The following is a 20,136-nucleotide window of genomic DNA, read 5'->3' on the forward strand; positions in this document are numbered from 1 at the left end:
ACATGGCCAAAGGGGTAGTGATCGTAGTCGGGGCAGGCATTGTGGGAGCGGCCTGTGCCGATGCCTGCGCCCGCGCCGGTTACGAAGTGACGGTCTGCGAAGCGGCGGGCATTGGCGGTGGGGCAACGGCGGCGGGGATGGGGCATCTGGTGGTGATGGATGACTCGGAGGCGCAGTTTGCGCTGACGGACCGCTCGCAACGGCTGTGGCGGACGCTGGCGCCGAAGCTGCCGGCAGCGGCCGAATTTGCGTCGAGCGGAACCATCTGGGTGGCGGCGGACGCGGAGGAGATGACCGCGGTTGAACAGAAGCATGCCTACTATGGCGAGCGCGGCATTGAGACAACGATTCTGGATGCGGCGGCGCTGGCCCGTGAAGAACCGAACCTGCGGGGCGGTCTCGCCGGGGGCTTGCTGGTTGCCAGCGACTGCGTCGTATATCCGCCGGTGGCGGCGGAGTTTCTGCTCGAACGTTCGGGCGCGACGATCAAAATGGGCGAGCCAGTGGTGGCGCTGGGCCAGGGTGAAGTGCGCTTTCGCAGCGGGGCGGCGCTGCAGGCCGACGTTATCGTGAATGCCGCGGGGATGGCGGCGGGCCGGCTGACGCCGGGGCTGCCGATCCGCGCGCGCAAAGGACATTTGCTGATTACCGACCGCTATCCCGGCTGGGTGCGGCATCAATTGGTGGAGCTGGGCTACCTCAAGAGCGCGCATTCGCAGGATGGCGACTCAGTAGCGTTCAACGCGCAGCCGCGGCCGACGGGGCAGGTTCTGATTGGGTCGTCGCGGCAATTTGGGGTAACCGATGCGGCCGTGGACCGGGCGATGCTGGCACGGATGCTGCGGCGCGCGGAGCAATACATGCCGGCACTGGCGGGGCTGAGTGCGATCCGCACCTGGACGGGCGTGCGCGCGGCGACGCCCGATGGCCTGCCGCTCATCGGGCCTGCACGCGAGGATGCCACGGTGCTGGTCGCCTCAGGCCACGAGGGCTTGGGCATCACCACGGCGCTGGTGACGGGCGAGCTGATCGCGGCCATTCTCACCGGCGGGGCGTCGGCGATTCCGCCCGAGCCGTATTTGCCCACGCGCTTTCAGGAGACAGAAGCTTATGGTCATCACGGTTGACGGCCAGCCGGTCGAGGTGCAGCGGGGCGTGAGCGTGGCCGCGGCGGTGTCGGCGGCCAAAGGGTACACGCGACGTTCGGTTTGTGGGGAAGCGCGCGGGCCGCTGTGCGGCATGGGGATTTGCTTCGAGTGCCGGGTGACGATCGATGGGCACGCGCAGCAGCGGAGCTGCCAGATTCCCGCGGCGGCGGGGATGCAGATTGCGACTGAGGTTGTAATCGAGCGGCCGGCGGCGAGCGTGGGACACGGGCGGCGCGCGGCGGATGTGGTGGTGGTGGGCGCGGGGCCGGCGGGATTGGCGGCGGCGACGGCGGTGGTGCGTGGCGGGCAGCGGGCGATTCTGATTGACGACAATCCCGCGGTGGGCGGGCAGATTTGGCGCGCGGGGGGCGTGCCGGTGGCGCCGAGCATTGAGCTGCACTGCCAGACGCGGGTGGTCGATCAGCCGGCGCCGGGCGTGCTGCGGGCGGAAAACCCGGATGGCATTATAGATTTCAGTTACCGCAAGCTCGTGCTCGCCACGGGTGCGCGCGAGCGGTTTCTGCCGTTTCCGGGCTGGACGTTGCCGCGTGTGCTGGGCGCGGGCGGTCTGCAAGCGATGGTGAAAGCGGGCCTGCCGATTGCGGGCAAGCGCGTCGTGGTCGCCGGCACCGGTCCGCTGCTGCCGCTGGTGGCGGCATACTTGCGGCAGCACGGCGCCAAAATCATTGCTATCGCCGAGCAGCAGCAGGCGCCTCTCCTGATGAAATTTCTTTCGGCGCTGCCGCCGAAAAAGATCCTCGAGCTGATGAAAATGGCGCCGGCGCTGGCGGGCGTGCCGGTGTGGAGCTCGACCTGGCCGGCAGAGGCGTACGCCGGCGGCGTTACGCTGAACCGCTGGGGCAAGCTGAAGAAGATCGCCTGTGACTACGTGGCGTGCGGGTTTCATCTCATTCCGAACACGGAACTGGCGCGGATGCTGGGTTGCGCGATGCAGAACGGCTGCGTGGTGGTGAACGAGCGGCAGGAGACCAACGTCGCCGATGTGTACTGCGCCGGCGAGCCGACGGGCGTGGGTGGCGTGGAGCTGGCCGAAGCCGAAGGCGCGATCGCGGGCACCGCGGCGGCGGGACAGGGGCCAAGTAAAAAGTTGCTGAAGCAGAGGGAGCGCTATCGGCGCTTTGCCGACCGGCTGGACGAAGTCTGCGCGCTGCGGCCGGAGCTGCGCGATCTTCCGCGGGCCGATACCGTTGTCTGCCGCTGCGAAGACGTGACCTATGGGCAGCTCACCGCGCAGCCGGATACGCGCGCGGCGAAGTTGCTGACGCGCTGCGGCATGGGTCCGTGCCAGGCGCGGGTGTGCGGGCCGGCGTGCGAGTTTTTGCTGGGGTGGTCAGCGCCCGCGGTGCGGCCGCCGGTGTTTCCGGCGCGGGTGGCGGCGTTCAGTGCGAGCGCGAGCCGGGAGTAGGGCGCGGGCGGCTATTCTGACGGCAAGCATGGCCGAGAAACGCGAGCACCTCAAGAACGCGCCCATCGAGGAGGCAATCATCGAGTTCAGGGTGCGGCCGCGGGAGGGCCTGCCTCGGCCCAGACGGCGGGCAGCAGCTACGCGGCCGATGAACTGGCGTCGCTGTTGTGCAACGCCCTGGTGCATTGGGCGCCGACGGCCAGTCTCGGCGCGACGCTGCAGGAGCTCGAGGAAGCTCGCACCGACGCTTCAGTTCCCGATTGGTCTGACGACGGCGACGAGCCTATGTCTGCCGCCGGATATGCTCAAGCGCGGCGGCTAGTCACCGCCCTGTTGCCGTGGGGACCACGGCCCGATATTTCGACGGAACCTAATGGCGAGCCCGCGTTTGACTGGAACTTCGGACCGGACCGCTGGCTGGTAGCCAGCATTGACGGCGTCGGGCGAATCAATTTTGCGAGCCGGCAGGGCTTGGAGCGGCTCGGCGGCACGACCTATTTCTTCGGCTCAGCGCCTTCGCGCATCGTTTCGATCCTTGCCGAACTGCAGCGTGCGTAGCGTGCCCCCTGGGAGCTCGGCGCGGCTGGTCTCGCTACCCGCTATCTGCACCACGCGAAGCAGTTGCGGTCGCCGGTGCCACACCGGGAATTCATGCCGCGCAAGGGCGAGGTTTCGGTGGCTCACATTTTCGGCCTGGCCGAGGAGGAGGTCTGGGCTGTCGGCCAGCACACGTTGAGCGTGAGCACGGGCCGCACCCAGGTGCGCGGTCGTGCCGACCTACCGGTTGCTGCCGTCCGGGGTGTCAGCTTGCGTGCGGCGCGCGACGACGTCGGGTTCGAGCGACATAGCGCCATCACCGGCTGGCCCGGCGGTGATGATGCCGATGTGCGCCATAAAGAACTCGCCAAGGAGCTGGCGATGGTTGCGAAGCTCGTTATCCGATATCGGCGACCAGAGCGTTGGCCTCATGAATTTCGGCGGCGTGCTGGCAGTTCCAATCTCGGAGGTACCGATGCGACGCGGATCAAGTGCCTATAATGCAGCTATGCTGTCGCGCGATACGAGCCCGGAGATGGAGCAGCGCCAGATTGAGCGCTGGCGGCAGATGACGGCGGCGGAAAAGCTGCGGCTGGTGGGCATGCTGCGCGCGAGCGTGCTGCAGCTTGCGGGCACCGGCGTGCGAATGCGGTTTCCGGAGGCGGGGGAGCGGGAAGTGTTTTTGCGGGTGGCTGAGCTGGCGCTGGGCCCGGCGCTGGCGCGCAAGGCCTATCCGGAGATCGACTGGCCGGCATGAACGCACAGGCCGACGATACGCCGCGGATCGCGGTGCAAGTGGCCGCCGCGCTGGAGGCGAGCGGAATCCGGTACGTCATTGGGGGCTCGGTGGCGAGCTCGATCGCGGGGGAACCACGTTCGACGCTGGATATCGACATCGCGGTCGAGCTAAGCGAGTCGGCGCTCGTGCGGCTGACCGCCGCGCTCGGGCCGGATTTTTACTTGGATGGCGATGCCGCCCGGGCAGCGCTGCGGGCAAGGATCAGCTTCAACGCCATTCACATTGCCACCAGCGTCAAAGTCGATTTTTTTGCGATTCGCACTGCCTTTGAGCGGTTGCAGGCGGAGCGGCGGCAGCGGGTGCGGCTGACCAGCCCGGACGGATATGCGTACGTCTGTACGCCCGAGGACATCCTGCTGCAGAAGCTGCTGTGGTATCGGGCAGGGGGAGAGATTTCGGATCGGCAGTGGCGAGATGTTCTGGGGATTGTACGCGTGCAAGGTGCTCGGCTGGACCGCGGGTATCTGGGCGCACAGGCGGGCGAGGCCGGGGTGGGCGATCTGCTGGAGCGAGCGCTCGCTTGAGTGGTCTCACTCGTGGCGGAGGGCTTCCACGGGGTTGACGCGGGCGGCGCGGCGGGCGGGGAGCCAGGCGGCGAGGAGAGCCACCGCGAGCAGGATGGCAATGCCGATGGCGAGGCTGGCGGGGTCGCCGGGGGAGACGTGGTAGAGGAGGGTGGCGAGCGAGCGGCCAGCGGCGTAGGCGGCGGCGCCGCCCACGATGGCGCCGATGACGGCCCAGCGCAGGGCGCGGCCGATGACCAGCGACGTGACGCCGGCGCGGGAGGAGCCCAGGGCAAGGCGGACGCCCATTTCCTGGGTGCGCTGGCTGACCCAGTAGCTGACGGTGCCGTAGATGCCAATGGCGGCGAGCGCGAGGGCGAGCAGGGCGGCGAGCTCGAGCACGAGCTCGAGGAAGCGCTGACTCGAGATTTCGCCTTGCATGATGCCGGTCATGGTCTGGGGGGTGAAAACAGCGTTGGGTGCGAGTGCGGCGACCAGGTGGCGTAGCGGTGGGGTGAGCGCGGCGGGATCGCCGTGGGCGCGGAGCACCAGGCTGTAGCCGCTCTGGGGGAACTGCACGCGCGAGAAGTAGGCGCGGCCAGCGGCGGAAAGCGGACCAGAATTGTCTTCGTGGACGTCGTGGGCGATGCCGATCACCGTCCAGGGGCCCTTGCGACCCGCCCAGTGCAGATTGAACTGCTTGCCGAGCGCGTTCTGGTCTGGCCACCACTGCGAGGCCAGCCGATGGCTCACGATGACGGCGCCGGGCGCATTCGCGGTGTCCGTGGCGGCGAAGGCGCGGCCGTGCAGCAGCGGGATCTGCATGGTGCGGAGATAACCGGGGGAAATCATCGCCAACTGCATTTGCCGGTCGTGGCCGTCGAGCAGGGCGGTCGTAAACATGGTTCCGGTATAGGGCAGAATGCTGGCGAGCGCGGCGGATTCGACGCCGGGCAGGGCGCGGGCGCGGTCGAGCATCTGCGTATACAGCAGGTTCGAGGCGGCGTTGCTGGAAGCGGTGAACTGCTTCTGAGGGAGCATGACCTGGGCGGTGAGCAAGTGATTGGGGTTGAAGCCGGAGGGGCGTGCTTCGAGCTGCATGACGGTGCGAATGAGCAAGGCCGAAGAGACGGCGAGCACCAGGGCGAGGGCGACTTCAAAGGCAATCACGCTGCCGCGCAGGCGGCGGGGTGCGAGGGCGGATTGCTGCGAGGCGGCGAGGCTGTGGGCGGCGCGCCAGGCGGGGAGGAGGCTGCACAGCAGACCGGCGGCGATGCTGATGAGGGCGGCAAACAGAAGCGGGGCGGGCGAACCGGAGGGCGCGGAGGTCGACATCCAATAGGGCAGGTGGAGACCGGCCGTGGCATGCAGGGCGGCCCAGGCAATCCACCAGGCGAGCACGCCCCCGGCGGTGCCGAGCGCCAGGCCTTCAAAGAGAATTTGGCGCAGGAGGCGGGCGCGGGAAGCCCCGAGGGCAAGGCGGATAGCGAACTCCTGCCCGCGAACGGTGACACGGGCGAGCAGGACGCTGGCGACGTTGACGCAGGCCAACCACAGGAGGAGCAGCGCGGCGCCTTCGAGTAGTTTCGGGACCGCGCCGAGGTCGCGGTTCGCCGCCGCGAGGCTGGTCACGTCAAACGACAGCGGGCCCAGGTTGCTGCGCAACCGGGGATATTGCTGCGACAAGCGCGCCGCGAGCGCTGAGGCTTGCTGGGTGGCGGCGGCGGGCGTGATGCCCGGGCGGAGGCGTCCGATGGCGCCATACCTGCCGGCGAACATGCGTGTATCGGGCGGGAGCGGCAGAAAAATATCAAGGCGGTTGCCGCCGCCGAGGAAGCTTGAAAAATCGGGCGAGACGACACCGACGATGCGGTGCGGGATGCCGTTGTAAGCGAGGGTCTGGCCAAGGGCGGAGGCGGCGCCGAAACGCTGACGGGCAAAGGGAGCGCTGACGATCATGACGGGCTCGGCGCCTTTACGGGTGTCGGCAGCGTTGAAGGCGCGGCCCTGGCTGGGGCCGATGCTGAGCGCGCGAAATAGGCTGGGCGCGGCCTGCAGCACGCTTTCTTTTTTCGCGGGGCCATGGCCGGTGATGACGCCGATGTCCCAGGAATAAAGGCCGACGCCGGCGAGGGTTGGGCTATGATCGGCGAGTTGCCGCATGGCAGGCTGCGATACGTTCAGGCCGTGCATTTGTGTGCCGTAGGCGCCGGTGATGGTGACCAACTGGTCGCTGTGGGGATACGGCAGCGGTTGCCAGAGCGCTGCGTACAGAGCGTTGAAGATGGCGAAGCTGACGCCGAGGCCGATGGCCAGGGTGAGCAGCGCGGCCAGGCTGACGGCGGGAGCGCGCCTGAGGCTGCGCCAGCTCTCGCGGAACATGCGGGCTTCTATCTGCATGGCGACTCCCTGCGGCTGGTTTTCCCTGCTATTGTAGGGCGATGCCGCTCGCAAACGGAATCGTGGCGGGACCGTACCGCATCGAGAGCCTCATTGGGACGGGAGGCATGGGGGAAGTGTATCGGGCCGAGGATACACGGCTGAAGCGGGCGGTGGCGCTGAAGCTGCTGCCCGCAGGGGTTGCGGACGACGCCAACCGGCTGGCGCGGTTTGAGCAGGAAGCGCGGGCGGTGGCGGCGCTGAACCATCCCAATATTCTGGCGATTTACGATTTTGGCGCGTACGAAGGACAGCCGTATCTGGTGGCCGAGCTGCTGGAGGGACAGTCGCTGCGGCAACGGCTGCAGTCTGGGCGCATCGGGCCGCGGAAGGTGGCGGAGTACGGCGCGGCGATTGCGCATGGGCTGGCGGTGGCGCATGCGCATGGATTCGTGCACCGCGACATCAAGCCGGAAAACATCTTTATTACCAAAGATGACCGGGTCAAGATTCTGGATTTTGGTTTGGCCAAGGCGGGAGCGGGGGTGAGCGCGCTGGCCGATCCGGAGGCGCCGACGATTGCCGCGGCGACGACGCCGGGCGCGGTGCTCGGAACGGTGGGTTACATGGCGCCGGAGCAGGCGCGGGGCGAGGCGACCGACGCGCGGTCGGATATTTTCAGCCTGGGGACGGTGCTGTATGAAATGGCCAGCGGGCGGCGGGCGTTTAAGCGGGCTACCGGCGTCGAGACGCTGACGGCGATTCTCAATGATGAGCCGCCGGAGCTGGGGAGCTCGGATCGCGAGTTGCCGCCGGCGCTGACGCGGATTATTGAACGCTGTCTGGAGAAGGCGCCGGAGCGGCGGTTGCAGAGCGCGCAGGATTTGGCATTTGCGCTGGAGAACGCGACGGAGCAGGGGTCAGGGATCCGGGACCAGGGGGCGGGGGAAAGGGAAGAGGGAAAAGGGAAACGGGAAGAGGGAAAAGGGAAAAGGGGACGGGGGCGGCGGTGGGTTTGGTGGGTGACGCCGGCGGCGGTGGTGATTGCGGCGGCGGCGACGTGGTGGTTTGCGCGCGGAGGGGGGAACGCGGCGCCGATGCAGTTTACGCAGCTCACCTTCCGGCAGGGGACGATCAACAACGCGCGCTACGAGCCAGGCGGCGGGGTGATGTACTCGGCGGCGTGGGATGGGGGGGCGCCGGAGATTTTTGAGCTGCGCGCGGGCGATGAGCGGCCGCGGGCGCTGGGCGTGCCGGGAGCGCTGGCAGATGTCTCGAGCACGGGGCAACTGGCGGTGATCCAGAACTGCACGCCCACATTTTTTACGGGCTGCCAGGGCACGCTGGCGCTGGCTTCGGGCGGAGCGGCGCGGCCGGTGGCGAACGATGCGTTTGCAGCGGCGTTTTCGCCCGCGGGGCAGTTGGCGGTGGTGCGTCAAGCCGGGGTGCGGGTGCAACTGGAATACCCGCTCGGCCACATCCTGTGGCAGGCGCCGCTGGGAGCGTTTATCGGGCCTGTGCGGTTTTCTCCCGATGGGCGGTCGATTGCCTTCCTGTTTTATCCCAACATTAGTGCCGATGGCGGAGGTGTAGAGGTCATTGCGGCAGCGGGAGGCCAGCCGCGGGTGCTGGCGCAGGGGTTTGCGTCGGTGGAGGGGTTGAGCTGGGAGGCGAATGGCCGCGCGGTAGAGGTGGCCGGGACGCGGCATGAGGATTCGGCCAATGCCATTCAGGAAATCACTCTCGCGGGAAAGGATCGCGTCGTCCAGCGCTACCCGTCGTCCATTCAATTGTTGGATCTGGAGCCAGGCGGAAAGATGCTGCTCGCGCGCGATGATTGGCGCGAGCAGATGCTGGGGCACTTTCCGGGGGATGCGGGCGTTCGTGATCTGACGTGGCAGGACTGGAGCACCGTGGACGCGATTACGCCCGACGGCAAGCAGGTGGTGTTTTGCGAATGCGGAGTGGGTGGCGGACCAGCGCTTTCTGCCTACATTCGTCCCACCGACGGCGGGCCGGCGGTGCGGCTGGGCGATGGATCGCCGCAGAGCGTGTCGCCGGACGGAAAGTACGTTCTGGCAGCCCTATTGGGAGGAGCGAACGCCAAGTTCGAGCTGCTGCCCACCGGTGTGGGTGCGATGACGACGGTGCCTTCCCAAGAGTTTCGACTGTTGACAGGGTTCTTCGTGCCCGGCAGGCGAGGCGTGATCCTGATCGGCCTGAAGAATGGCCAGGCACGGGCTTACTTGCAGCGACTGAAGAATGACCAACTCGATGGCGAGCCGGAAGTGTTCAGCGGCTCGGTGTTCCAGGGGGCGCCACCGGCGCCGGGCGGCGTGGGCGTTCCCATGAAAAGCGCGGCCGACCACAAGTGGTATATGTACCCGCTGCCGGGATCGGCGGGTGGGAGCGCACCGCGGTTGTTGCCCTGGAGTTTGGCGACGGGCGAGCGGGCGGTAGGCTGGTCGGCTGACGGGCGCAAGTTGTACGTGCAGGTCAACCACGGGATTACGGCGACGATTGTGGCGCTGGACAGCGCCACGGGCAAGCGCACGCCGGTGCTGAGCGTGACGCCGGCGGATCCAGCAGGGGTGACGAAGGCCCCCAAGGTGGAGATCACACCGGATGGCCGCTACTACGCCTACAGCGTCTCCCGCTTAAAGTCGTCGCTGATCGAAGCGCAGCCGGCGGGCGCGCGGCGCCGGTGATATCATTGATGTCATCGGTATTATGGCGACGGCAAAGAAGAAATCGGCGAGCATTCTGGTGCGCGGGCTGGCGCCAGAGGTAAAGCGGAAGCTGCGGGTGCGCGCGGCCGAGCATGGGCGATCGCTCGAGGCCGAGGCACGGGCGGTGCTGGCCGATTCGGTGGGCGCGGGCAGCGAGCCGAAGGAGCATTTTTTCGATTGGATGCACCGACATTTCGCCAAGTACGGGGGCATCGAGCTCGAGATTCCGCCGCGCACTGCCTGGCGTCCGCCGCCGACCTTCGAGCCGGACAAATAGTGCTGCTGCTCGACACCAACATGCTTTCCGCTCTCATGCAGCCGGTGCTGCCGGTTGAGGTGCTGCGTTTACGTGAAATCTTTGCGCGCGAACGGGTGGTGACCGGGGCAGTGTGCGAGGCGGAGGTGCTGGCTGGGATTGCCGCTATGCCGGAGGGGCGGCGCCGGCAAGCGCTGGAACGGGACGCGCGATTGTTGTTTGAGCGCAGGCTCGCCGGGGACGTGCTGCCCTTCGACCGCGCCGCGGCGGCCGAATATGCCGTTTTATTTGGGCAGTGCCGGCGGGCTGGGACACCGATCGAGGCCCCCGATATGATGATTGCCGCCATCGCGCGCGTGCACGGAGCGACGGTGGTGACGCGCAACGCGCGTCACTTCGAGCCGTGCGGGGTGGACATTCTTGATCCCTGGGAGGGGCAGGGATAGCGCGTTTCAGCGGCGGGCGGGCGGGTCCGCGCGGGGTGGCGTGACGCCGAGGGCGGGGATGTGGGCCTGGCGCATGAGGTCGTTGAGGTGAGCGACGTCGGTCGAGAGCAGGGAGCGCCACTGGGAGGAGAGCTGGTCGAGCTGGGTGCGGTACTGCGCGGCCAGCGCCACATCGGCCGCGGTGGGGGCGGTGTCGCCGTCTTCTACGCCGCCTTCCAGATACGACAACTGGCTGCTGAGCATGTTGCCGTAGTTGAGCTGATCTTCGTCGGCGGTGGATTCGAGCGATACCAGCTTGCCTTCGAGGGCGGTCATTTTCGTGCCGATATCCTTGGCGGCGGTGGTGATACCGCTGACGGCGGGGCTGGGATCGGCGGCCAGGCGCGTGCCCAGGAGCTTCAGTTGCGCGTCGAGGGAGCGCATCTCGAGGACCGTCGAGTGATCGAGGGTGATGAGCTTGCAGAGGCCGGTGGCCAGATTGAACTGGGCTTCGAGATCGGCCATGGACGTGTGGACGCGCGGATCGGGGACGACGGTGATGGGAGCGGTGTAGGTCTGGCCATCAACCGTGAGGCGCGTTTCGTAATGGCCGGGCAGAGCGAGGACGCCGACCGGCGGGCCGTTGTCATACACGGCGTGGGGCAGCGCCGTCGGCGTCTGATAGCGGAGGTTCCAGACGAAGCGGTTCAGGCCGGCTTTTTTGGGAAGCCGTGCCGGCGGCGGGCCGAAGCCGGGCGTTGGCGGATGGGGCGGATGAGCCGGAGGCTTGCTGGAGTAGGTGCGAATCACGGTGCCTTTCGCATCGAGGATTTCCAGCGAAATGTTGCCTGACGGCGCCGCGTGCAGCTCGTAGTCGAGGATGACGCCGGCGGGAGGGTTGGCGCCGGAGGTGGGATTGCGTCCGAAAAATCCGCTGCCGCCGTGGAAGCGGTAGGCGGGAGGGGGATTGAACAGATGCACGGGCGCGGTGAGCGCGGCATCCGACATTTGGCGCAGTGGGTTGAGGTCGTCAAGAATCCAGAAGGCGCGGCCGTGGGTGGCGACAACGAGGTCGTCATCGTGAATGGCCAGGTCGCGGATCGAGACGGTGGGCATGTTCAGCTTCAGCGATTGCCATTGATCGCCATCGTTGAAGGAGACGTAGACGCCGGTCTCGGTGGCGGCGTAGAGCAGGCCCTGGCGTTTGGGATCTTCGCGCACGGCGTGGACGTAGGAACCGTCGGGGATGCCGTTGACGATCTTCGTCCAGGTGGCGCCGAAGTCGCGGGTGCGGTAGATGTAGGGCGCGAGATCGTCGTTCTTGTTGCGGTTCACGGCGGCGTAGGCGGTGCCGGCGGCGAAGGGCGAAGCTTCGATGAGGCTGATTTTGGACCAAGCTGGCAGGCCCGGCGGTGTTACGTCGGTCCAATGCGCGCCGGCATCGCGCGTGATGTGGATGAGGCCGTCGTCGCTGCCGGCCCAAATCAGACCGTGCTGGATGGATGAAGGCGCGATGGTGAAGATGGTGTCGTAGAACTCGACGCTGGTGCTGTCGTGCTGGAGCGGGCCGCCCGGGATCTGCTGTTTACTTTTGTCGTTGCGGGTGAGATCGGGGCTGATGGCCGTCCAATGCTGGCCGTTATCAGTCGAGCGGAACAGCACCTGCGCGCCAATGTAGAGGGTGTTGGGCGCGAGCGGATCGAAGACGATGGGCGCGGTCCATTGAAAGCGGTATTTTTGGTCGGCCGCGGCGGAGCCATCCATGAGTACCGGGTCGGGCGTGACCAGGTGCGCCTGATCGGTGGCCTTATCCCAGCGGGTGATGATGCCGTAGTTGCCACCGGCGTAGACGATCTGACCCTTGGGTTCGGGCGCGACGTAGCCGCTCTCGCCGCCGCCGACCTGATACCAGTCGCCGGGGCCGATGGCGCCGTGATTGGTGGCGCTGGCGATGGCGACGGTGGTGTTGTCCTGCTGGGCGCCGTAGACGTAGTAGAGCAGTTGATTATCAGTCGCGACGTGATAGAACTGGGCGGTGGGCTGGTTGTTCTGGGTCGACCAGGTGGTGCCGCCGTCGGTGCTGATGGTGGCGCCGCCGTCGTTGCCCTCGATCATCCAGCGGGAGTTGGCGGGATTGATCCAGAAGCCGTGGCAATCGCCGTGGCCGGCATGCACGGTCTGCCAGGTTTTGCCCTGGTCGGTGGAGCGGTAGGTGGAGGTGTTCAGGATCCAGATGGTGTTGGCGTCGTGAGGGTCGGCAAAGACGTGGATGTAGTAGAAGGCGCGCTCGAGGAAGCGATGGTCGCCGGTGATGAAGTGCCAGGTGGCGCCGGTATCGTTGGACTCGTAGAGGCCGGAGCCCTTGTGGGCGACGATGAGGGCATAGACGCGATTGGGATCAGCGGCCGAGACGGCGACGCCGATCTTGCCGAGAATGCCGGAGGGCAGGCCGTGGCCCTCGAGATGCTTCCAGGTGGCGCCGTCGTCGGTGGACTTGTATAGGCCGCTGCCGGGGCCACCGCCGATGAAGGTCCAGGGCTTGCGCACCTGTTGATACATGGCGGCGAAGAGGACGTGCGGGTTGTTGCCGTCGAAGGTCAGATCGACGGCGCCGGTTTGGTCGTTGACGTAGAGGACCTTCTGCCAGGTTTTGCCGCCGTCAAGCGAGCGGAAGATGCCGCGCTCGGCGTTGGGGCCGAAGGCGTGGCCTTCGGCGGCAACGAAGACGCGGTTGGGGTCGTGCGGATCGATGAGCACGCGGGCGATGTGGCGCGAGTCGTCGAGGCCGATATGGGTCCAGGTAGCGCCGCCGTCGAGAGACTTATACATGCCATTGCCGTAGGAGATGTCGCCGCGGAAGCATTCTTCGCCGGTGCCGACGTAGACGATGTTGGGATCGGAGGGGGCGACGGCGATGGCGCCGATCGAAGACACGGGCTCATGGTCGAAGATGGGGCGCCAGGACTGGCCTGCATTGTCGGTTTTCCAGACGCCTCCGCCGGCGGCGCCGAAGTACCATTCGCTCGGGTTGCCGATGACGCCGGTGACGGCTTCGGCGCGGCCGCCGCGAAAGGGACCGATGAGGCGGTACTTCATGCCCGCCAGGCTATCTTTTTGGAGGGCTTGTCCGCCCAGAACGCCAGCCACCAGTACGAAAGCGAGCAGAGCGCCCGCGCACTTCGTTGCTAACCGCCGCATGAGTTTGCCTCCGGCCACCGCACCCGGAAAGCTCTGCAGAACAAGGTGAGTGGCGGGGCCGATGGTACTTCGGGGCAGCCGGAGAAGTCAAGGACTGGGGCGCGGGGGTGCGCCATCGGGGCGTTGGGCGTGCTGGCGGCGAGGTAGGATGAGGACATGGTGGTCCTGGTGCTGACGATGGTGGCGCTGTTCGTCACAAAATCGTGGTGGCCGCTGTGGGTGGCGTGCGGCTATTACGCAACCGTGATGATTTGGGGTCTCGCTTTGAGCCGCAGCGCGGAGCGGAAGCGAGCGCGCGAGTATCGCGAGCTCTATGCCAGCTTCCGCCGCTAGTTGAAGGATGGCGAGGGTCTGGCGGCGGTGCGTGCTAGCATCGGAGGGGGTGAGCGATGGCGAAGCGGAGAGTGCAATTGCGCGAGGATCAGGATTCGCTGACGGCGTTCCGGCGGAACTCGGCGGAGTATTTGAAGCGGCTGCGGCGGACGAAGCGGCCGCTAGTGCTAACGGTGAACGGGAAAGTAGCGGCGGTGGTTCAGGACGCGGCGGAATATCAGCGGCTGCGGGATCTGGCCGCGGAGGCGGACGTGGCGGAGGGGATATGGCAAGGCCGCGAGGATGTGGCGCAGGGGCGGGTGCGGGACGCGCGCGAATTCTTCGCGGAGTTCGAAGCCGAGCATGGCTTACGCCGTTAAGCTGGCGGAGCGGGCCAAACAGGACCTGCGGCGGATTTACCGCCAGATCGGCGCGGGGGAATCGGCGGCGGCAGAGCGGTGGTACTGGGGCCTGCGGGATGCGGTGCTGAGTCTGGAGGAGTTTCCGGAGCGGTGTGCGCAGGCGCCGGAAGGTGACGGGTTGCGGCAACTCGTGTATGGGCACGGCCGAGGCCGCTATCGTGTTCTGTTCGAGCTTCGCGACACGACCGTCCTCGTAATGCATATCCGGCACGGCGCGCGGGAGTGGCCGGAAGGCGCGGGTTAGATCTGCGGTTTCGGTCGAGCCAGTACGGAGCCGATTTCGGGCGGCGTGGCAGCGCGAGGGACGGCCGTTAGGGGCGGGTTTGGAGGTCGGGCTTGTGCTTTTTGGTGAAGCGGTCGGCGCGGTCGTAGAGGGAACCGGCGAAGCGCTCGGCTTTGTACTGGATTGAGGCGACGGGGCTTTCGCCGGGGCCGGGTTCGATGCGAATGAGGCCGATGCGTCCCATGCCGCCGGGGTTAAGCAGGGCGAGAGGCGGAACGGGGAGTTCGACGCCGGGTTCGGCCACCAGCGCGAGCCAGGTATAGTTGGCGGGGGTGGTGAGCAGGAGCTTGCGCGCTTGCACCAGATCGTTGTGGGTGTAAACGGCCTTGACCTCAACCGCGTGAACGTCGCCGGAGCCAGCGCGGTCGATGGCGAGGACGTCGAGAGTGCGCTTGGGCTGCCAGGCGGCGTCGAAATAGATATTGGGAACGATTAAAAATCGGCGCAACCATTCGGCGATTGCCGCCTTTGCACGGCGCTCTTCGTGCTTGGGCGAGTGCAGCCGCTTTTTCTCCTCCACGGTCATTAAGGCGCTCATGTTCATGGCAGCAAGGCAGCGCTGAGATCAAAGGCGTTGTTGACCCAAGCGTAAAATCTCTCTGCCTGATTGTAGGCCAGATCAATTTCGTCTGGTGCGACCACGCGTTCGCCGTATTCCCAGTCGGTTTTGTTGCGTACGAGCTTCTCGAGATGGGCAACGCCGCTGGCTTTGGCCTGACCGCAAAGGGTGCGGAGTGCGGAGGCGGCCTCTGGCTCGATAGTAAGCGTCGGCCCTGTCCCGGTACAGCGTCCAGCGGTCGCGCGGAACCGGCTTCATGGGCGGGTTCAGATGTCGAGGTTTTTGACGTCGAGGGCGTGCTTTTCGATGAACTCGCGGCGGGGGGCGACTTCGTCGCCCATTAAGGTGGAGAAGATTTCTTCGCAGGCGGCGAGGTCTTCGGCCTTGACGGCGAGCAGGGAGCGGGTGGCGGGGTCCATGGTGGTATCCCACAACTGGTCGGCGCGCATCTCGCCCAGGCCCTTGTAGCGCTGCACGCTGAAGAGGCGTTTGCCTTCTTCGAGAATCGATTCCAGCAGGGCGCGGCCGTCGGCAAGTTTATGGGGCTCAGCTTCGCCATCGGTGAGCAGGAAGGGCGGGTGGTTGAATTCGGCGATGGTCTTGCCGACTTTGACCGCCTGCTTGAACTCGGGCAGCAGCGCCAGCTCGGCGTTGACGACGTGCTCGAGCTGATTGCGGTCCTTGTAGCGCAGCTCCCAGAGATCGTGCTCCTCGTCGAGCACGGCGGTGGCGCTGGCGACGCCGGGGGCTTCCTTGAAGCGGGCGGCGAGGGCGCGGAGCTTGTCGGGGGATTCGAAATCGGACTTCTTCTCCAGGCCGGCTTCGAGCACCAGGCGGGTCAGCTCGGGCGAGCGCAGCTTGCGGTCGGCTTTGTCGAAGTGCTGGTAGTACTCGCTCAGGGCGACGAGAAATTTCGTCAGGGCCGCGCCCTTCAGTTCCGCCCCGCCTTCGCCGTAGCGCAGGGAGCGGTCTTCGGTGATGCGGCGCATCATGACGCTGACGTACTCCTTGTCGTCCTTGATGTACTGCTCGCTCTTGCCCTTCTTGATGCGGTAGAGCGGGGGCTGGGCGATGAAGACGTTGCCGCGCTCGATGAGGATGCGCATGTGGCGGAAAAAGAAGGTCAGCAGCAGAGTGCGGATGTGGCTGCCGTCCACGTCGGCATCGGTCATGAGGATGACCTTGGCGTAGCGCAGCTTGGCGTAGTCGAGGTCGCCGGCGGCGGGGCCGATGCCGGTGCCGAGGGCGGTGATCAGCGCCCGGATCTCTTCATGGCCGAGCATCTTGTCGTAGCGCGCCTTCTCCACGTTGAGGATTTTGCCCTTGAGCGGCAGGATGGCCTGATAGCGGCGGTCGCGGCCCTGCTTGGCGGTGCCGCCGGCGGATTCGCCCTCGACCAGAAACAGCTCGGAGCGCTGAGGATCGCGCTCGCTGCAGTCGGCGAGCTTGCCGGGCAGGCCGCCGGAATCGAGCGCGCCCTTGCGGCGGGTGAGGTCGCGCGCCTTGCGGGCGGCTTCGCGCGCGCGGGCGGCGTCGACGGCCTTGAGGATGATCTTGCGGGCGACGGGCGGGTTGTGATCGAAGTACTCGCCCAGCTTGTCATTGATGAGCGCCTCGACCTGGCCCTTGATATCGCTGTTGAGCTTGCCCTTGGTCTGGCCTTCAAACTGGGGCTGCGGCAGCTTGACGCTGATGACGGCGACCAGGCCTTCGCGCACGTCGTCGCCGGTGAGGTTGTCCTTGAGGTCCTTGAACAGGTTCAGGGCCTGGCCGGTATTGTTGATGGTGCGGGTGAGGGCGCTGCGGAAGCCGGACAGGTGGGTGCCGCCATCGACGGTGTTGATGTTGTTGGCGAAGCTGAAGAGCACTTCCGAGTAACTGTCGTTGTACTGCAGGGCGACTTCCATCTGCAGGGTGCCGCCGGGGATTTCGCGCGAGCCCTCCATGGAGATGGGCTTGTCGTGCAAGACCTGCTTGCCCCGGTTGAGGTGCTTGACGAACTCGGTGATGCCGCCGGAGTACTGGAACTCGGCGGATTTTTCGGTGCGCTCGTCGCGCAGGATGATCTTGAGGCCGCGATTGAGGAAGCTGAGCTCGCGCAGGCGGTTGGCGAGAGTGTCGTAGTTGTACTCGGTGACGGAGAAGATCTCCGGGTCGGGCTTGAAGTCGATTTTGGTGCCGCGCTTGCTGGTCTTGCCGGCCTTTTTGATGGGTGCGAGGATTTCGCCGCGCGCGAACGACTGCGTCCAGGTGAAGCCGTCGCGCCAGACTTCGAGATCGAGCGTTTCCGACAGCGCGTTGACGCAGCTTACGCCCACGCCGTGCAGGCCGCCGGAGACTTTGTAGCTGGAGGCGTCGAACTTGCCGCCAGCGTGGAGCTTGGTCATCACCACTTCGGCGGCGCCGCGCATTTCGCCGTCCACTTCCATGGTATCGACGGGAATGCCGCGGCCGTTGTCAACCACGGTGATGGAGTTGTCGGTGTGGATGGTGACTTCGATGTGGTCGGCATAGCCGGCCAGGGCTTCATCAACGGAGTTGTCCACCACCTCATAGACGAGGTGGTGCAGGCCCATCTCGCCGGTCGACCCGATGTACATGGCGGGGCGCAAACGCACCGCTTCCATGCCGCCCAGGACTTTGATGGAAGAGGCGGAGTAGTCGTCGGCGTCGGCGAGCGCGCTGTCGAGAATCGGGGGTTCTTTGGTACTCACGAGGTGTAGTTCTCAGTTTTCAGTCGTCAGTATTCAGTAAAGGCTCGGGAGCGAGGCGGGCGGAAGTCGCTACCCAAGCCAGGAGCTGGAGTGCGGAAGCGTTAAAATGCGCACTACCAGAATAGCACGGAGAGGCGTTTCTGCCAAGTGCTAAGTATATGGAAAATCAGTGATTTGCAGCGACTTTCGGGGCGCGTCAGATGCGCATGGGCATGACGACGTAGCGGTACTCGGCACCGTCGCTGTCGCCGGGGCGGAGCTGGGCGGCGGAGGACTCGTCTTTGAACTCCAGCAGCACCGATTCGGTGTCCACGACCTGGAGGAAGTCCTGCAGGTATTGGGCGTTGAAGCCGATGACGACGGCGTCGCCTTCGAAGGCGATATCGAGCTCTTCTTCGGACTCGCCCATGTCGCTGTTGGAGGCGGTGAGGACCAGCTTGCCGGACTCGACGCGGATGCGGATGGCGTGGGAGCGCTCGTCGGCGAACTGGGCGACGCGGGCGATGGAGGCAGCGAACTCGTCGCGGCGCAAGGAGACGGAGTGGAGGTTTGCCTTGGGGAGAACGGCTTCGTAGTTGGGAAACTGGCCGGTGAGTTTGCGCACGCTGAGGAGGCGGGTGGCGCCGTCGGCTCCGGCTTCGGCTTCGCCGCTGGGGACGCGGAAGTAGAGGTGGGTGTCGTCCTGGGCGAACTCGACCTGGGCGTCATCCTTGACGCGGTCGAGCATGCTGGCCAGCTCGCCCATGGCTTTTTTGGGCACCAGGGCTTTGATTTCGGCGGTGACGCCGGTGAGGGTGAGGCCGTCCTGAACGATGTGCGCCAGGCGGTGGCCGTCGGTGGTGACCAGGCCGAGGGAGGCGGGTTTGAGCACCATGAGGGCGCCGTTGAGGGTGTAGCGGGATTCTTCCGTCGCCACCGCAAAGGCGGTTTTGGCGATCATCATTTTGAGCGGGCCGGCGGGCAAGGTGAGGGCGCCGGAGGGCGGAAAGGCGGCGAGCTCGGGGAAGTTTTCGCGCGACATGCCCACCATGCGGGTGTTGGCACGGCCGCAGCGCAGCGAGACCCAGTGGTTTTCGAGGCGCTTGAGGGTGATGGTGGCGTCGGGCAGGAGCTTGACGTAGTCGAGCAGCTTGCGCGCGGGCAGGGCGCAGGCGCCACTCTTTTTTACCGTCGCGGGGCAGGCGGTTTCCAGACCGAGCTCGAGATCGGTGGCGGCCAAAAGGAGGCGGCCTTCAGGGGTGGCCTCGGCCAGGATGTTGGCGAGGATGGGGATGGTCGTCTTGCGCTCCACCGCGCCTTGCAGCAGCAGCAGTTCTTTCAACAGGTCGAACTTGCGGACGGTGATTTCCATGGCTGCCCCCCTCGAAAACCCTCTGATTGTAGCAGGGGGAAGGGCAAGGGAACAGGGGTCAGGGGACGGGGAAGAGGGGGGAGGGAAAAGGGGAGAGGGAAGAGGGAGTGGGGGCGGGCGGAAGGAGCGGAGCCGGGGCGTAGGGGCCCCCGGCGCAGCGGCTTGGCGGCCTTAGAGAGCGGGCCCCCGGGCGAAGCCCGGGTGGGAGCCCGCGATTTAGAAATGCGGGGTGATGACGGTGGCGCCGGGGAAGGAGGTGGAGAACAGGGGGTCGCTCAGTTTGGGGTTGAGCTTGATCGCTGACAGGGTCAGGAGGTGGTAGTCGCCGCCGGGCTGCCAGATTTTTTGCTGCACGCCGATCCAGGTGCGGGGGTTGTACCAGATGTCGAGGCGGGTGATCTTGCTTTTGAGCTTGTCGGAGCGGGGCGTCAGGGTCAGTTCGACCGTGACCTTGCCCTTGAGCTGGACGGGGCCGTCGAGAGTGACGGTGAAGGCGCGGGTCAGGTCGGCGCCGGTGGCGCCCATGCCCAGCAAGAGGTATTGGTCGATCCCCGCGGGATTTTTGCCCAGGGGGTACTTCATGACTTGCTTGGCGCTGGGGGTGTAGACGTAGGCGGTGTGATCGACGTAGAGGAGCTTCTTGGCGGTGGCGCGGGGCTGGATGAGGTCCAGCACGTAACGGGGACCGTGCGCCTCGAAGTAGAGCTTGCCGGAGCTGTGGTCGGCTTCGTCGACCAGGGCGGTGTAGTCCACAACCGCGGCGGCGGCTTGGAGGGAATGAATTTTTGGGGCTGCGGCGGTGAGATGGTCAAGGACTTGGGGGAGGGTCCAGGTTGACTGCGGGGGCGCAAGGCCGAGCAGAGAGATGCTGAGCAGGGCGGCGGCGGCCGCGGTGAGGACACGCTTCATCGATGGGCTGGGGTTGCAACCCGGGCCGTGATGGCGGTGTGGGGGTGCGGAGGATGATGGAACCAGGAGCGCGGCGAGAGGAAGATGAAGGCCAGGATCACCGCGACCATGATGTCGTACTCGAGGCTGCCGCGCGGGTAGCTCCACCAGATAAAGGAGGCGATTTTGCGGCCGAGGTCCATGAAC

The 20,136-nt window shown here is 66.2% G+C and carries 18 protein-coding genes; 11 read left to right on the plus strand and 7 right to left on the minus strand.

Annotation, left to right across the window (positions count from 1 at the left end; genetic code table 11):
* Nucleotides 1–2: 2 nt before the first annotated feature.
* The 6 genes from EPN33_08290 to EPN33_08315 all read left to right on the plus strand — a co-directional run bounded on the left by EPN33_08290 (nt 3) and on the right by EPN33_08315 (nt 4,434).
* Complete coding sequence (locus tag EPN33_08290; protein ID TAN22258.1) at nt 3–1,127, plus strand: FAD-binding oxidoreductase; 1,125 nt, start codon at nt 3–5, stop codon at nt 1,125–1,127.
* Nucleotides 1,111–2,574 carry an FAD-dependent oxidoreductase gene (locus tag EPN33_08295; protein TAN22259.1) on the plus strand — a complete coding sequence of 488 codons (1,464 nt, stop codon included), beginning with the start codon at nt 1,111–1,113 and terminating at the stop codon, nt 2,572–2,574. Before EPN33_08290 ends, EPN33_08295 begins: the two co-directional genes overlap by 17 nt.
* A 165-nt stretch (nt 2,575–2,739) precedes the next feature.
* Nucleotides 2,740–3,132 carry a hypothetical protein gene (locus EPN33_08300; protein TAN22260.1) on the plus strand — a complete coding sequence of 131 codons (393 nt, stop codon included), beginning with the start codon at nt 2,740–2,742 and terminating at the stop codon, nt 3,130–3,132.
* A gap of 93 nt (nt 3,133–3,225) precedes the next feature.
* The gene (locus EPN33_08305; protein ID TAN22261.1) at nt 3,226–3,612 is read left to right on the plus strand and encodes a hypothetical protein; all 387 of its coding nucleotides are present in this window, start codon (nt 3,226–3,228) and stop codon (nt 3,610–3,612) included.
* Between the two features lie 7 nt (nt 3,613–3,619).
* On the plus strand, nt 3,620–3,868 hold the full coding sequence (locus EPN33_08310) for a hypothetical protein (GenBank protein TAN22262.1): 249 nt from the start codon (nt 3,620–3,622) through the stop codon (nt 3,866–3,868).
* Nucleotides 3,865–4,434, plus strand: coding sequence for a hypothetical protein (locus tag EPN33_08315; GenBank protein TAN22263.1), 570 nt, complete (start codon nt 3,865–3,867; stop codon nt 4,432–4,434). The genes EPN33_08310 and EPN33_08315 overlap by 4 nt, the downstream gene beginning before the upstream one ends.
* A gap of 6 nt (nt 4,435–4,440) precedes the next feature.
* On the opposite strand, the gene EPN33_08320 is transcribed toward EPN33_08315, so the two are convergent.
* Nucleotides 4,441–6,813, minus strand: a complete 2,373-nt coding sequence (locus tag EPN33_08320; protein TAN22264.1) for an FtsX-like permease family protein — start codon at nt 6,811–6,813, stop codon at nt 4,441–4,443.
* A 41-nt stretch (nt 6,814–6,854) separates the two neighbouring features.
* Here EPN33_08320 and EPN33_08325 point away from each other — a divergent pair, with 41 nt between their 5' ends.
* From EPN33_08325 to EPN33_08335, 3 genes are read left to right on the plus strand one after another with little or no spacing between them, the layout of a single operon-like run.
* Nucleotides 6,855–9,500 carry a serine/threonine protein kinase gene (locus tag EPN33_08325; GenBank protein TAN22265.1) on the plus strand — a complete coding sequence of 882 codons (2,646 nt, stop codon included), beginning with the start codon at nt 6,855–6,857 and terminating at the stop codon, nt 9,498–9,500.
* Nucleotides 9,501–9,522: 22 nt separating this feature from the next.
* On the plus strand, nt 9,523–9,798 hold the full coding sequence (locus EPN33_08330) for a plasmid stabilization protein (protein TAN22266.1): 276 nt from the start codon (nt 9,523–9,525) through the stop codon (nt 9,796–9,798).
* Complete coding sequence (locus EPN33_08335) at nt 9,798–10,223, plus strand: type II toxin-antitoxin system VapC family toxin (GenBank protein ID TAN22267.1); 426 nt, start codon at nt 9,798–9,800, stop codon at nt 10,221–10,223. The genes EPN33_08330 and EPN33_08335 overlap by 1 nt, the downstream gene beginning before the upstream one ends.
* Before the next feature lie 6 nt (nt 10,224–10,229).
* Here EPN33_08335 and EPN33_08340 read toward each other — a convergent pair whose 3' ends face one another.
* Nucleotides 10,230–13,400, minus strand: coding sequence for a glycosyl hydrolase (locus EPN33_08340; protein TAN22268.1), 3,171 nt, complete (start codon nt 13,398–13,400; stop codon nt 10,230–10,232).
* 389 nt (nt 13,401–13,789) lie between these two features.
* On the opposite strand from EPN33_08340, the gene EPN33_08345 reads away from it, so the two are divergent.
* Nucleotides 13,790–14,092, plus strand: a complete 303-nt coding sequence (locus EPN33_08345; protein TAN22269.1) for a type II toxin-antitoxin system Phd/YefM family antitoxin — start codon at nt 13,790–13,792, stop codon at nt 14,090–14,092.
* On the plus strand, nt 14,016–14,378 hold the full coding sequence (locus EPN33_08350; GenBank protein ID TAN22270.1) for a type II toxin-antitoxin system RelE/ParE family toxin: 363 nt from the start codon (nt 14,016–14,018) through the stop codon (nt 14,376–14,378). Before EPN33_08345 ends, EPN33_08350 begins: the two co-directional genes overlap by 77 nt.
* A 67-nt stretch (nt 14,379–14,445) precedes the next feature.
* On the opposite strand, the gene EPN33_08355 is transcribed toward EPN33_08350, so the two are convergent.
* The 5 genes from EPN33_08355 to EPN33_08375 form a co-directional block, all read right to left on the minus strand.
* Nucleotides 14,446–14,943, minus strand: a complete 498-nt coding sequence (locus EPN33_08355) for a hypothetical protein (protein ID TAN22271.1) — start codon at nt 14,941–14,943, stop codon at nt 14,446–14,448.
* Nucleotides 14,944–15,242: 299 nt separating this feature from the next.
* On the minus strand, nt 15,243–17,690 hold the full coding sequence (gene gyrB / locus EPN33_08360) for a DNA topoisomerase (ATP-hydrolyzing) subunit B (GenBank protein TAN22272.1): 2,448 nt from the start codon (nt 17,688–17,690) through the stop codon (nt 15,243–15,245).
* A gap of 196 nt (nt 17,691–17,886) precedes the next feature.
* Nucleotides 17,887–19,041: a DNA polymerase III subunit beta gene (locus EPN33_08365; protein ID TAN22273.1), complete on the minus strand. Its 1,155-nt coding sequence runs from the start codon at nt 19,039–19,041 to the stop codon at nt 17,887–17,889.
* Between the two features lie 216 nt (nt 19,042–19,257).
* Nucleotides 19,258–19,950 (minus strand): outer membrane lipoprotein carrier protein LolA, encoded by a 693-nt coding sequence (locus EPN33_08370; protein ID TAN22274.1) that lies wholly within the window; start codon nt 19,948–19,950, stop codon nt 19,258–19,260.
* Entirely contained in the window at nt 19,947–20,132 is a 186-nt protein-coding gene (locus EPN33_08375) for a hypothetical protein (protein ID TAN22275.1), read from the minus strand. The genes EPN33_08370 and EPN33_08375 overlap by 4 nt, the downstream gene beginning before the upstream one ends.
* Between the last annotated feature and the right edge of the window lie 4 nt (nt 20,133–20,136).

The organism is Acidobacteriota bacterium (assembly GCA_004299485.1).
In the GTDB taxonomy this organism is placed as follows: Bacteria; Acidobacteriota; Terriglobia; order Terriglobales; family SCQP01; genus SCQP01.